This is a genomic window from Pristimantibacillus sp. Z349TD_6, from assembly GCF_056173205.1.
Genome location: NZ_CM149662.1, coordinates 2,067,659 through 2,080,550, shown reverse-complemented (window position 1 = coordinate 2,080,550; position 12,892 = coordinate 2,067,659). Strand labels below are relative to the sequence as shown.

The 12,892-nt window shown below is 45.5% G+C and carries 10 protein-coding genes; 1 reads left to right on the top strand and 9 read right to left on the bottom strand.

From position 1 onward, the window contains the following. Nucleotides 1-97: 97 nt before the first annotated feature. The 3 genes from mdh to citZ form a co-directional block, all read right to left on the bottom strand. Nucleotides 98-1,039 (bottom strand): malate dehydrogenase, encoded by a 942-nt coding sequence (gene mdh / locus AC0VYE_RS08965; RefSeq protein WP_076267790.1) that lies wholly within the window; start codon nucleotides 1,037-1,039, stop codon nucleotides 98-100. A 384-nt stretch (nucleotides 1,040-1,423) separates the two neighbouring features. Next, the gene (icd, locus tag AC0VYE_RS08960; RefSeq protein ID WP_076267791.1) at nucleotides 1,424-2,719 is read right to left on the bottom strand and encodes an NADP-dependent isocitrate dehydrogenase; all 1,296 of its coding nucleotides are present in this window, start codon (nucleotides 2,717-2,719) and stop codon (nucleotides 1,424-1,426) included. A 124-nt stretch (nucleotides 2,720-2,843) separates the two neighbouring features. Further along, nucleotides 2,844-3,956: a citrate synthase gene (gene citZ / locus AC0VYE_RS08955; protein WP_076267792.1), complete on the bottom strand. Its 1,113-nt coding sequence runs from the start codon at nucleotides 3,954-3,956 to the stop codon at nucleotides 2,844-2,846. A gap of 306 nt (nucleotides 3,957-4,262) precedes the next feature. On the opposite strand from citZ, the gene AC0VYE_RS08950 reads away from it, so the two are divergent. Next, a complete protein-coding gene (locus tag AC0VYE_RS08950; RefSeq protein ID WP_475447337.1) occupies nucleotides 4,263-5,810 on the top strand; it encodes a Ppx/GppA phosphatase family protein in 1,548 nt (515 codons plus the stop codon). Here the strand turns inward: AC0VYE_RS08950 and ppk1 are convergent. The 6 genes from ppk1 to accD form a co-directional block, all read right to left on the bottom strand. Beyond that, entirely contained in the window at nucleotides 5,782-7,848 is a 2,067-nt protein-coding gene (gene ppk1 / locus AC0VYE_RS08945) for a polyphosphate kinase 1 (protein ID WP_076267794.1), read from the bottom strand. The two genes, AC0VYE_RS08950 and ppk1, sit on opposite strands and share 29 nt — an antisense overlap. A gap of 169 nt (nucleotides 7,849-8,017) precedes the next feature. Continuing rightward, complete coding sequence (locus AC0VYE_RS08940; RefSeq protein WP_076267795.1) at nucleotides 8,018-8,410, bottom strand: FxsA family protein; 393 nt, start codon at nucleotides 8,408-8,410, stop codon at nucleotides 8,018-8,020. Between the two features lie 97 nt (nucleotides 8,411-8,507). Next, nucleotides 8,508-8,975: an acyl-CoA thioesterase gene (locus AC0VYE_RS08935; RefSeq protein ID WP_475447334.1), complete on the bottom strand. Its 468-nt coding sequence runs from the start codon at nucleotides 8,973-8,975 to the stop codon at nucleotides 8,508-8,510. 124 nt (nucleotides 8,976-9,099) lie between these two features. Continuing rightward, nucleotides 9,100-10,854 (bottom strand): pyruvate kinase, encoded by a 1,755-nt coding sequence (gene pyk, locus AC0VYE_RS08930; RefSeq protein WP_076267797.1) that lies wholly within the window; start codon nucleotides 10,852-10,854, stop codon nucleotides 9,100-9,102. A gap of 97 nt (nucleotides 10,855-10,951) precedes the next feature. After that, nucleotides 10,952-12,022 (bottom strand): acetyl-CoA carboxylase carboxyltransferase subunit alpha, encoded by a 1,071-nt coding sequence (locus tag AC0VYE_RS08925; protein ID WP_475447331.1) that lies wholly within the window; start codon nucleotides 12,020-12,022, stop codon nucleotides 10,952-10,954. Further along, entirely contained in the window at nucleotides 12,012-12,881 is an 870-nt protein-coding gene (accD, locus tag AC0VYE_RS08920; protein ID WP_076267799.1) for an acetyl-CoA carboxylase, carboxyltransferase subunit beta, read from the bottom strand. Before accD ends, AC0VYE_RS08925 begins: the two co-directional genes overlap by 11 nt. Nucleotides 12,882-12,892 lie beyond the last annotated feature (11 nt).

Genomic DNA, 12,892 nt, shown 5'->3' with positions numbered 1-12,892 from the left:
TTTTGTACCTTGAAAATAAACAAGAGGACCCTGGCAGCATACTGTCAGGGTCCTCCCAAACGCATTCATTTATAAAAGCAGCAATTGAGCTTGCTTGCTAGCCTGTTACTACTTGGATAACGTTGCGCACGGATTGAGCAGATTTATCAAGAGCAGCCTTCTCTTCAGCAGTCAAATCAAGCTCAAGCACCTTTTCAATGCCGTCACCGCCAATGATTGTTGGCACACCCATGAACAAGTTATTATAACCGTATTCGCCTTCAAGCAAAGCGATAACTGGAATAATACGTTTTTTGTCTTTAAGGATGGCTTCTGTCATTTGAACCAGCGAAGCTGCAGGCGCATAATACGCGCTGCCGTTGCCGAGCAGGTTTACGATTTCGCCGCCGCCAACGCGAGCGCGTTGTACGATTGCTTCAATTCGTTCTGCTGATATAAGCTTCTCGATTGGGATGCCGCCAACATTTGAGTAGCGAACGAGTGGGACCATATCGTCGCCATGTCCGCCAAGCACAAATCCGCGAACATCTTCAACGGATACGTTAAGCTCTTGCGCAATAAATGTGCAATAACGAGCTGTATCAAGGACGCCTGATTGACCGATTACACGGTTTTTAGGGAATCCAAGCGTTTGGAATGCTGCATAAGTCATCGCATCCACCGGGTTGCTTAAAATAATAACATAAGCGTTAGGGCTAGTTTCTTTAATGTTTTCGCAAACGGATCTTACGATTCCAGCGTTCGTGCTAACAAGGTCGTCACGGCTCATACCTGGTTTACGAGCGATACCTGCAGTGATGATCACAACATCAGAGTCTTTTGTATCTTCGTAGTTGGCAGTACCGATAATGTTTGCATCTACTCCAAGCACCGGTGTCGCTTCAAGCATATCAAGTGCTTTACCTTTAGTTGGGTTTTCAAGCGGTGCGATATCAACAAGAACAACATCGCCTAGTTCTTTTTGAGCTAGCATAAGTGCAGTAGTAGCGCCAGTGAAGCCAGCTCCTACTACAGTAATTTTTTTACGCTTAATCGCCATTTGTAAAACCTCCAGTAAAACATATTTTGAAGGGGAGACCCCTTTGACCCCCATTTTCACTTTACAACCACTTAAGTACGTTTTCGAACCCACCTAAATCCTCCCTTCCAAGGGAGGACCTAAGGGGCGCTGCGCCCTTTGGACACCTGCGAATTGGACTAACGTAGGAGAGCAGAGGGCGCACCTTAGCAACTGTTGAGCGTGGCTCGCTTTCGTCCCTGCGGGACACGCTCAACAGTTGCTCGCATGGGGAATGTGTCCTTGCGGGACGCCATTTCCAGTACGAAGTACAAAGGAATGTGCCCCTGCGGGACATCATTCACGGTGCGAAGAACAAAGGAATATAAGATGAGGGGGGCATCTGCCCCCCTACTTTTTATAAAACTACATATTTTTGATGATTTCGTCTGCGAATGCGGAACATTTTACTTCTGTTGCGCCTTCCATCAAACGAGCGAAGTCATAAGTTACTGTTTTGTTGTTGATCGAAGCTTCCATACCTTTATAGATAAGGTCAGCCGCTTCTTGCCAGCCTAGGTGCTCAAGAAGCATTACGCCGGAAAGGATTACGGAACCTGGGTTAACTACGTCAAGGTCAGCATATTTCGGAGCTGTACCGTGAGTAGCTTCGAAGATTGCGTGTCCAGTCAAGTAGTTGATGTTCGCGCCCGGAGCAATACCGATACCGCCAACTTGTGCTGCAAGAGCATCGGACAAGTAGTCGCCGTTCAAGTTCAATGTAGCGATAACATCAAAGTCAGTCGGACGAGTAAGTACTTGTTGCAATGCGATATCCGCAATTGCGTCTTTAACGATTAGCTTGCCAGCTGCTTCTGCATCTTTTTGTGCTTTGTTAGCTGCGTCAGTGCCTTCTGCTTCTTTAATGCGGTCGTATTGACCCCATGTGAAAGTCTCGTTAGCGAATTCTTCTTCAGCCACTTCGTAGCCCCAGTTTTTGAACGCGCCTTCTGTGTATTTCATGATGTTGCCTTTGTGTACAAGTGTAACTGATTTTTTGCTGTGTTTGATTGCGTACTCGATCGCTGCGCGAACAAGACGTTTCGAACCTTCTTTCGATACTGGCTTAATGCCGATACCGGAAGTTTCTGGGAATCGGATTTTGTTAGCTCCCATTTCGTTTTGCAAGAACTCGATTACTTTCTTCACTTCTGCAGAACCTTCTTGGTACTCGATGCCCGCATAGATATCTTCTGTATTTTCACGGAAAATAACCATGTCAACAAGCTCAGGACGTTTTACTGGGGAAGGTACACCAGTGAAGTAACGAACAGGACGCAAGCAAGTGTAAAGATCAAGTTCTTGACGAAGTGCAACGTTCAATGAACGAATGCCGCCGCCGATAGGCGTAGTCAAAGGTCCTTTAATTGCAACGATATATTCACGGATTGCTGTCAATGTATCAGCAGGCAGCCACTCGCCGTATGTGTTGAAAGCTTTTTCGCCGGCAAATACTTCGTACCAAGCGATTTTTTTCTCGCCGTTATAAGCTTTTTCTACCGCTGCATCAAGTGCGCGTTTCGAAGCTTTCCAAATGTCGCGGCCAGTGCCGTCGCCTTCGATAAAAGGAATAATCGGGTTGTTAGGTACTTGAAGAACACCGTTGTCAATTGTAATTTGTTCGCCTTCAGTTGGAAGCGCGAATTTTTCGAACTTAGCCATGAATAAAATCCTCCTTAGAATTGTACCTGCTTTATAGCAAGTATAAATGAAATATGATGTCTTTTTTTAAAGAACAGAGAGCGTAGAGCTTATCCGCTCTCTCTATTGTAACTTAAATCACGAATTAACGCTGTTCAATCGGAATGTACTTCGCATTAACCGGACCAACATAGTCGGCACGCGGACGGATCAAGCGGTTATCTTGGTATTGCTCAAGAATATGCGCGCTCCAACCAGATACCCGGCTGATTGCAAAAATAGGCGTGAACAAGTCACGTGGAATTTCAAGCGTTGTATATACAGACGCTGAGTAGAAGTCCACATTAGGCTTCAAGCCTTTTTGTCCAGTTACCAGCTCTTCAATTTTAACAGACATTTCGTAAAGCTCCATATTGCCTGTCAGCTTGCCAAGCTCGCGGGACATTTTTTGCAGATGCTTCGCGCGGGGATCGCCGTTTTTGTATACGCGGTGTCCAAAGCCCATAATTTTCACTTTGTTTGCTAGCGCGTTGTTAATAAAGCTTTCAACGTTAGCGGTAGAACCGATTTCTTCAAGCATAACCATTACAGCTTCGTTTGCACCGCCATGAAGTGGGCCTTTCAAAGCGCCAATCGCGGACGTTACGCCGGAATAAATGTCCGACAATGTTGCTACGGTTACACGAGCAGCAAATGTCGACGCATTCAACTCGTGGTCAGCATGAAGAACGAGCGCTTGATCAAGTGCTTTAACAGCAACTTCAGCCGGCTCGCTGCCAGTGAGCATATACAAGAAATTATAGGCGATGGATACGCCTTTCTTTGGAGCTACAGGCTCTTGTCCTAGGCGGATGCGTGAAAAAGCAGCAATAATTGTTGGCAGCTGCGCCTGCAATTTAATTGCTTTCAATTGATTCGCTTCAGGAGACATATCGTTTGCAGATTCATCGTACAATGCTAAGCTGGATACTGCCGTACGAAGCGCAGCCATAGAATTTGTATTTTTTGGATATAGCTTGATTTGATCAATTACGCCTTCTGGAAGCGCTGCAAATTGATCCAATTGCTTTTGCAGTCCATCAAGCTCAGAACGATTCGGTAGTTTACCGTACCATAGCAGGTAGGCAACCTCTTCAAAAGTAGCGTTTTCCGCAAGATCATCAATATCAATACCGCGGTATGTCAATACGCCATCAATAATGGAGCTGATGGAGGACGTCGCTGCGACAATTCCTTCCAGACCTTTAGTTGCTGTCATCGTTCTCTCTCCTTTAACATGGTTATCGTAAACAATAAAAAGGGGTCGTTTTTGTACCATCGCCTTTAATCATAAATGATTTCGGCAATTATGTGAACAAATACAGACATAAAAATGCTTTATCAGCGTCATCAATATTTTTTTCGCTTATTATTTCTCCGCTTCACTTCGTATACTCAAACTGCATTTTTCCCTATTCGCACCAATTTTAGCCGCAGCATAAACTATTTTTACAGAAACGGATAAAGTGGTAAAATGTCAAAAAGAGAACTTACAGAGCAAATTTTGCCGTATTGGAGGCGCAACATGACAGGACAACGCATCGGAATTATTGACATAGGCTCCAACTCCGTCCGTCTCGTCGTTTACGAGAAGACAGCAAATGGTGCTCATCGTGTGGCGGATAGCAGTAAACGGCCTGCCAGACTAAGCGAACGTATTGATGAAAACGGATGTCTGCCAGGTGCAGCGATCGATGATCTGATCGACACACTGAATCATTTTACCATGATTTGCACACATAATCATACAAGCCATATTCGAGCAGTCGCAACGGCTGCTATTCGAAATGCAAATAATCGTTCAGAAATCCTTGCTCGTATTCATTCGGCCACAGGCTTATCCATCGAATTGCTCACCGGTGAGGATGAAGCTTCGTACGGCTTTCTCGGGATGATTAACTCACTCCATATACGTGACGGCCTTCTCATTGATATCGGCGGCGGAAGCACCGAGCTTTCATTATTTCGCAACCGCGTACTCGTTCATTCGGTATCCTTTCCGTTTGGTTGCGTAAGCTTCAACAAACGTTTCGGCACAAAAGGCACGCTTCAAGATGAAGACCTGAAGGCGCTTGAAGCTATCGTTGCAGAAGCGGCTCGAAACGAGACCTGGATTGGAGAAACAGCAGGACTGCCTCTCGTCGGTGTCGGTGGCACGGTGCGTGCATTAGGAAAAATGCATCAAGCCGCATACAAATACCCTTTTCCGCAAACGCATAATTATCCGATTACGAGCGAGCACGTTGATGTGCTCTTCCATCAAATGCGCAAGCTTCCGCTTGATAAAAGACGTAAGCTTCCGGGCTTGTCCAAGGATCGTGCTGATGTAGTTGTACCCGGTGTCGCTATTTTACGCGTATTATTCCGTGCAACCAAAGCAACTTATTACCGAATTTGCGGTGCTGGACTGCGCGATGGCTTGTTTCATGCAACCAGATTCCCAAATCGTCCAAAACTAGATGATGTGCTCAAATATAGCCTGACAAATTTAAGTGCCCTGCATCCGGAAGCACCAAAGCAGCATGTGCTGCAGGTCAATCGAATCTCTCTAGAGATTTATGATGTCCTGAACTATGTTCATCCATTGACACCTCAATCGAGAGTGCTGCTTGACACAGCGTCACAGTTATTCCGAATCGGTGCATCCATTGATTATTACGAATATGCAAGGCATTCCTTCTACCTTATTGTTAATTCCCAGTTGAATGGGCTAACGCATCGCGAAATGATTATGACAGCAGCTATCGCTTCTTACAAAAGCAAAGGCCGGGCTCGTCAGCACATTTCCGAATATAAGGAACTGCTCAACGAATCCGACCTTGAAGTCATTTATAAGCTTGGCTCACTGCTTCAGCTGTCGACAGCGCTTGATCGCGGGGAAACACAAGCCATTGCTCAACTAAATGTCCAATTATCTGGTTATCAGCTGCTGCTTCGCCCAATTCAGCCGCGAGGAACGCTTGCAGTTGAGCGCCGTGAAGTGGAGGAGCTCGCCAGCGAATTCAAGAAACTTTGGGGATTCACGCCGAGCCTCGACTTTTCGTCTACGCACGTCCCTTCCAAGACGCTATAACCTTTGCCTCGAATTGACTGCGGAACGGCTCTTTATCAGCACTAGAAAGATGCTCATAAGTACCGTTCGGCTGCAATTCACGGGCTTTTACATTATCATCGATATTAAGCTGAAGCATCTTGATCAATATTTGTCTCAAAATTGGATCAAATACTGGACACATAAGCTCGATCCTTCTTGTAAGATTACGAGTCATCCAATCCGCGCTCGACAAATACACCTCTTCTTCCCCGCCATTGTGGAAGTACATAATCCGTGCATGCTCCAGAAAACGGTCGACGATACTTATTACCTGAATATTTTCACTGCGCCCAGGAACACCCGGCCGCAAGCAGCAAACGCCGCGAACGATTAATACGATTTTCACTCCCGCTTGAGAGGCTTCATAAAGCTTATCGATCATCTCTTGATTCGATAAAGAATTCATTTTGGCAATAATGCGAGCTGGCTTGCCGGCTGCTGCATTCAATCTTTCCCTATCGATTAACCGATATAGCTTTTCCTTCAAATCAGAAGGCGCAACGCCAAAAGCTTTCCACTCATAAGGCGATGAATAACCCGTAACCTCGTTGAACAAAGCCGAAGCATCGCCGCCGATTATTGGATGTGACGTAAAAAGTCCAATATCCGTATATAATGTTGCCGTACTGTCATTATAATTCCCTGTCCCTACATGAACGTAGCGGCGCAGCGTGCCCTGCTCTCGTCTTACAACCAACAAGATTTTCGCATGTGTCTTCAGACCAACTAGACCGTAAACGACATGGCAACCAGCCTTCTCCAGCTGGCGCGCCCAAGCGATGTTCCTTTCCTCGTCAAACCTCGCCTTTAGCTCTACAACGACCGTTACCTGCTTACCGGCTTCGCCTGCCTTAGCAAGCGCTTGAACGAGCGCAGACTGGCCGCTCACGCGGTATAACGTCATTTTTATCGCTAGCACGTCGGGATCATAAGCAGCCTGCATGACAAAGTCATTAACCGCATCAAATGATTCATATGGATGGTACATCAAAACATCGCGCTGGCGGATGACCTCAAACATATCGTCCGTGTGGTCAAATTCTCTTGGATAAATTGGCTCAAGCTTCTCATACCGCAAATTATCATTGCCCGGTACCGCTCCTGCAAACTTCATCAAAAAGCTTAAATCAAGCGGTCCATCTATTTCAAATAAATTATCTTCGATTTCGAGCTCTTCGGTAAGCATTTCGAGCGCATAAGGGTGCATACCCTTGGAAACCTCCAGCCTTACAGGAATTCCCCAGCGGCGGCGACGCAGCTCTTTCTCGATCTCCTCAAGCAAATCCTCGGCATCTTCTTCATTCAATGTAATATCCGCATCCCTTGTTAAGCGGAACGGGTTCACTGAGAATGGAATATAGCCGTTGAATAACGTATCGATGAACTTTTCAATTAAATCCTCAAGAAGCACAAACTCCGTTTTCTTGCTGTTAATTCGTCCAGGAACAGGTACAAATCTCGGTAAAATAGAAGGTACTTGAACAATCGCAAATAACGGCTCCTCTTCAGACGGATCACTCTCTTGTCTTAGAAGTACTGCTAAATACAGCTCTTTCGTATGAACAAGCGGGAATGGTCTGCTCTGATCGACAGCCATCGGCGTAAGTACTGGAAATACGATTTCATGAAAATAATCCGAGACTGCTTTCGTTTGCGTTATATTAAGCTCATCCAGCGAACGAATAAAAATGCCCTCACGACTGAGGCTTCGGAACACTTCTCTGTATGTACGATATTGATCATGGACCATTTGGGTTGCTCGCTTAATCAGCCGCTTCCAAAGTCCAGAGGGCGTATAGCCCGTAAAATCAGTTTTGGATAAGCCGGCTCTCATCTGCATCTGGATGCCAGCAACTCGCACGCTCATAAATTCATCCAAATTGCTTGAGACAATTGCCAAAAACTTTGCTCTCTCAAGCAGCGGATTGCTGAGATCCTGCGCCTCTTGAAGAACTCTTCGGTTGAATTCGATCCAACTTAAGTCACGATTTACATAGTTGGACAAAAGCTTGGTCATTTCTCACGCCTCCTGAGTAATTTTGCGAAATAAACCTGCTTTTCTAACATACGCGTCTAGCCTCATATCAAGAATGCTAATGATGACGACAAGAAACGACTTATATCTATCTCATTATGAAGCATGACTATTATTGCCATGTTAACCTTTTGTAAATGTCACGTAAATATTAGAATCTTCCGATCTTAAAATTGCCGTTTCGTATTCTTTTCTCTAATTCACGCAGCATGATTAGTCTATAAAAGGTTCTTGTAAATGGAATAAGCAGCGTAATGCCTATGATGTCAGACAGAAAACCTGGCAGCAGCAGCAAAATGCCTCCTGCTAGCACACATAATCCATCTAATAGCGACTGGCCAGGAATTTGTCCAGCTTGCATTTGACGCTGAGCCTCGCCCCATACTTTTCGCCCTTCCATTCGAGCCAAATAAGCGCCTGCCAAACCCATGAGGATCAGTATAAAAAAAGTGTTCCAGCCCCCGATCCAGCCGCTAACTTGAAAGATTCCCCAAAGCTCAACTAGTGGAACAACAATTAAAACTGCCAACAGCCATTTATACATGATTGGACCTCCTAAAAGTTTGCGTAGCAAACTTACTTCGTAAGCATAAGCTTGGTTTGCTAAGCTGCAAAATATCATCGCAATTTGCAAGACAAACTTACTTCGTACGCAGCAATTCATACAATTCAGGCATGACTTTGTTTAAGCGCGCTGGTTGCCATGACTCGTTGACCCACACATGCTTGGTTCCACCCTCCACGAGCAGCTCTCCAGGCAGTGATTCGCTTTCTGATACTACTGACGCATGGAAATCATCCAATGATACCTTTCTTACCTGTGATTCAAAGGATACGCGCAGCGGGCTGCAATCAGCAATTCGAGTACAAACGACTACAGTATCGTCATAACGAGCGGGTTGCACATAACGGCAATGCAAATCTATAACCGGCAGCAGCAATCCTTGCTCTTCAATCGTTTTATAGTCATAACCAGCATTTCTTATCCATTCAGTACGTCCAATTTCGAACCAAGTTACATAATTCCCGTGAAAAACGACACCCATTTGATCGGTTTCCTGATAACGAACGCGCAGCGGGTGCAGAACCCAAGTGGAAGCTGACAGCATAAATGTCCCCCCATTTTTATCAAAACGAACATGCTTTGACGAAATGATTAGCAAAAAGCGACGGTGAGATCACCATCGCTTTTTGTTTTTGTACTATATTGTTGTTAACAAAGGCACTGTTTTATTACAGTACTTTTGATTGGCCGTGATAGATAACGCCTGTTTCGCCATAGATGGTAACTTCCATGCCATCTTGCAGCAATTCAGTTGCATTTTGGATGCCAAGAATAACTGGGATTCCAAGATTCAGGCCAACTACAGCCGCGTGGCTAGTAATTCCGCCTTGCTCTGTAATAACTGCGCCAGCTTTTTCAAATGCAGGCATATATTCTTTATCTGTGGAGATCGTTACCAAGATTGAACCTTGAGTTGTTTTTGCAATAGCTTCCTCAGGTGTACGAGCTACTACAATTTTACCGATAGCTGTTTGGCTGCCGATACCTTGTCCTTGTGCCAAAAGCTCACCAATATGGTGAATTTTGATAAGGTTTGTAGTGCCTGCACGGCCAACTGGAACGCCAGCTGTAATAACAACTGTATCTCCCAAGCTTAGAAATCCAGTGCTCATTCCGCCTTTTACAGCATTTTCGAACATTTCATCCGTTGTATCCGCATCTGGACCAAGCACTGCAAATACGCCCCAAATGAGAGATAGACGACGCAATACCTTCTCATCAGTCGTTACAGCAATGATTGGAGCTTTAGGCTTGTACTTCGATACCATGCGAGCTGTAAAGCCGCTTTGTGTCGATGTGATGATCGCTTTTGCACCAAGGTCAAGAGCCGAGTTAGCAACAGCTTGGCTGATTGCTTCCGTAACGGATACTTGTTGTGCATTGGCTTGTTTTGTGAAAATTTCACGGTATTCCAAAGCAGCTTCCGCACGCTCAGCAATACGAGCCATTGTTTGTACGGATTCAGTTGGATATCTTCCCGCAGCTGTTTCGCCGGAAAGCATGATCGCATCAGTACCGTCAAAAATCGCATTTGCAACGTCACTCGCTTCTGCGCGAGTTGGACGCGGGTTGCGCTGCATGGAATCAAGCATTTGTGTTGCTGTAATGACAGGTTTACCTACACGGTTACCTTTTTTGATCATATTTTTTTGAACGAGCGGCACTTCTTCAGCTGGAATTTCAACGCCGAGGTCGCCACGCGCTACCATAAGACCGTCAGAAACCTCAAGAATTTCATCAAGGTTGTCTACGCCTTCTTGGTTCTCAATTTTGGAGATGATTTGAATGTGACCTGCATTATGACGCTCAAGCAATTCACGAATTTCAAGCACGTCGCTCGCTTTACGTACAAATGATGCTGCGATGAAGTCTACGCCTTGCTCGATACCAAATACGATATCGTTAGCATCCTTTTCCGTAATACCAGGCAATGAAATTTTCACGCCAGGAACGTTAACGCCTTTTTTGCTTTTAATTGGACCGCTGTTTACGATACGGCAAACGATCTCAGTGCCTTTAACCTCTTCAACTGTCAATCCGATCAAGCCATCATCGATGAGGATAGTTGAACCAATTGTTACATCGTTTGGAAGGTTGTTGTAAGTAATAGGAACACGGTTGCGGTCACCCAAAATTTCTTCTGTAGTAAGCGTAACGATTTCACCTTGATTAAGTTCAATAGGCTCTTCTTTAAGCTTGCCAAGACGAATTTCAGGACCTTTCGTATCAAGCAAAACTGCTACCGAAGTACCAAGTTCTGCATTTGCAATGCGGATGTTTTTAATACGGTTGCCGTGCTCTTCAAAATCTCCGTGAGAGAAGTTAAGACGGGCAACGTTCATACCTGCATTGATTAGCTTTTTTGTGTTTTCCAGTGATTCGCTGGATGGACCGATAGTACAAACAATTTTCGTTTTACGCATGTTAAGTTTCCTCCGTATACTGCCTGATATTCTTTACTATACTGACATGACAACCCACTGCTTGTACAGTGAAATAATCATTTTTACATATTATTCACTATTGAACGGTCGGAGTTGCTTCCGGCGCCTGTTCCTGAGAAACATTTACCGTGTCCGCTTTTATACCGATATTTGTATCAGCAACTGCTCCGTCCGCCACATCTCCGGGCTCTTCAACGATCTTGAATTGACCGACTTTACGGAATTTATTATACCGATCTTCAATAAGCTGTTCAGCACTCATTTTCATAAGTTCTTGTAAATGCTGCCACAGCTTTTCCTTAATTTGCTCCGCTTGAAATGCCAAGTCCTTATGTGCGCCACCCTGCGGCTCTGGAACAATATCCTCAATTACACCAAATTCTAACAAGTCTTTGGCTGTAATCTTCATGGCTTCAGCTGCTTGATCTGCCCTGGAAGCATCTTTCCATAAGATGGATGCCGCTCCATTTGGCGAGATTGCACTATAAATCGCATTTTCCAACATTAATACACGGTTTCCGACGCCTAAAGCGAGTGCTCCCCCACTGCCGCCTTCACCAATAACGATACAAATAATAGGCACGCCGAAGCCGGCCATTTCCCGCAGGTTGCGCGCAATCGCTTCCGATTGACCTCGCTCCTCGGCGGTTTTGCCCGGATAAGCACCCTTCGTATCAATAAACGTGATGATTGGCCGCTTGAATTTGTTCGCTTGCTCCATTAGACGAAGCGCCTTGCGGAAGCCCTCAGGATGAGGACTGCCGAAGAAACGAGCAATATTCTCACGAGTGTCCTTGCCGCGCTGGTGTCCAATAACAGTTACTGGAACACCGTTTATCTTAGCAAGGCCACCAACGATGGCAAGATCATCTGCAAACAGACGATCTCCATGAAGCTCCATATAATCGGTAAATACCGTTTGAATGAAGTCTAACGATGTCGGACGCTGATGATGACGCGCCATATGCATCTTTTGAGCCGGAGTCAGCTCACTATACAATTCTTCTTCCAGCTGCTTGCACTTAAGCTCAAGACCTCGAATTTCTTCCGTGAAGTCGATACCCTTCTCCACGCTTAAGGTCTTAAGCTCAGTTACCTTCTGCCGCAAGTCGTTCAACGGTTTTTCAAAAGGCAGCTCACCCGCCATAGGATGTTTCCTCCCTTACGCAATGCATATCAAGCAGCTTTGCTAACGTAGGTTTCATATCTTTGCGGTGTACGACTTTATCCAATTGGCCATGCTGCAAGTTAAACTCAGCCGTCTGGAAGTCGTCAGGCAGCTTCTGGCGAATCGTTTGTTCGATAACAATTCGTCCGGCAAAACCGATCAACGCGCCAGGCTCGGCCAAATTGTAATCGCCCAAGCTCGCAAAGCTTGCCGAAACCCCGCCCGTAGTAGGATCGGTAAAAATCGAAATAAACAAACCCCCGGCACCTTGAAACTTTGAAAGTGCCGCGCTCGTTTTGGCCATTTGCATTAAGCTAAGAATACTTTCCTGCATCCGGGCGCCGCCCGATGTTGAGAAAATAAGAAGCGGCAGTTTCTTCTCATGAGCCGCTTCGATCGCTCTTGTAATTTTCTCTCCAACTACGGATCCCATACTGCCAGTGAAAAAATCAAAGCTCATGACTGCTACGACGACAGGAAAACCACCAATCGTACCTTCTCCTGTTACGACAGCTTCGCGAAGACTCGACTTGCTCTTCTGCTGCTCTAGCTTGCTCGCGTAACCTGGGAAGTTTAGAGGATCGATGGATTCCATATTGGCATCGTATTCTACCAGGTGCCCATCATCAAGCGTTAATGCAATACGCTCCAACGCGCTTAGACGGTAATGATAACCGCAGGATGAGCATACCTTCAAATTCTTTTCCAACTCTTTGCTATACTGAATCGTGCCGCATTTGGAGCACTTATTCATCAAGCCCTCAGGAACTTCACGCTTGCGTGGTTCCGAAGGTATCGTTGCATATTTTTTCTTAGTAAATAAATCTTTTATTTGCACGTGTGACACCT

Excerpts from the sequence above, each read along its gene's own strand:
- mdh (WP_076267790.1), bottom strand. The coding sequence starts at position 1,039 with ATGGCGATTAAGCGTAAAAAAATTACTGTAGTAGGAGCTGGCTTCACT.
- icd (WP_076267791.1), bottom strand. The coding sequence starts at position 2,719 with ATGGCTAAGTTCGAAAAATTCGCGCTTCCAACTGAAGGCGAACAAATT.
- citZ (WP_076267792.1), bottom strand. The coding sequence starts at position 3,956 with ATGACAGCAACTAAAGGTCTGGAAGGAATTGTCGCAGCGACGTCCTCC.
- AC0VYE_RS08950 (WP_475447337.1), top strand. The coding sequence starts at position 4,263 with ATGACAGGACAACGCATCGGAATTATTGACATAGGCTCCAACTCCGTC.
- ppk1 (WP_076267794.1), bottom strand. The coding sequence starts at position 7,848 with ATGACCAAGCTTTTGTCCAACTATGTAAATCGTGACTTAAGTTGGATC.
- AC0VYE_RS08940 (WP_076267795.1), bottom strand. The coding sequence starts at position 8,410 with ATGTATAAATGGCTGTTGGCAGTTTTAATTGTTGTTCCACTAGTTGAG.
- AC0VYE_RS08935 (WP_475447334.1), bottom strand. The coding sequence starts at position 8,975 with ATGCTGTCAGCTTCCACTTGGGTTCTGCACCCGCTGCGCGTTCGTTAT.
- pyk (WP_076267797.1), bottom strand. The coding sequence starts at position 10,854 with ATGCGTAAAACGAAAATTGTTTGTACTATCGGTCCATCCAGCGAATCA.
- AC0VYE_RS08925 (WP_475447331.1), bottom strand. The coding sequence starts at position 12,022 with ATGGCGGGTGAGCTGCCTTTTGAAAAACCGTTGAACGACTTGCGGCAG.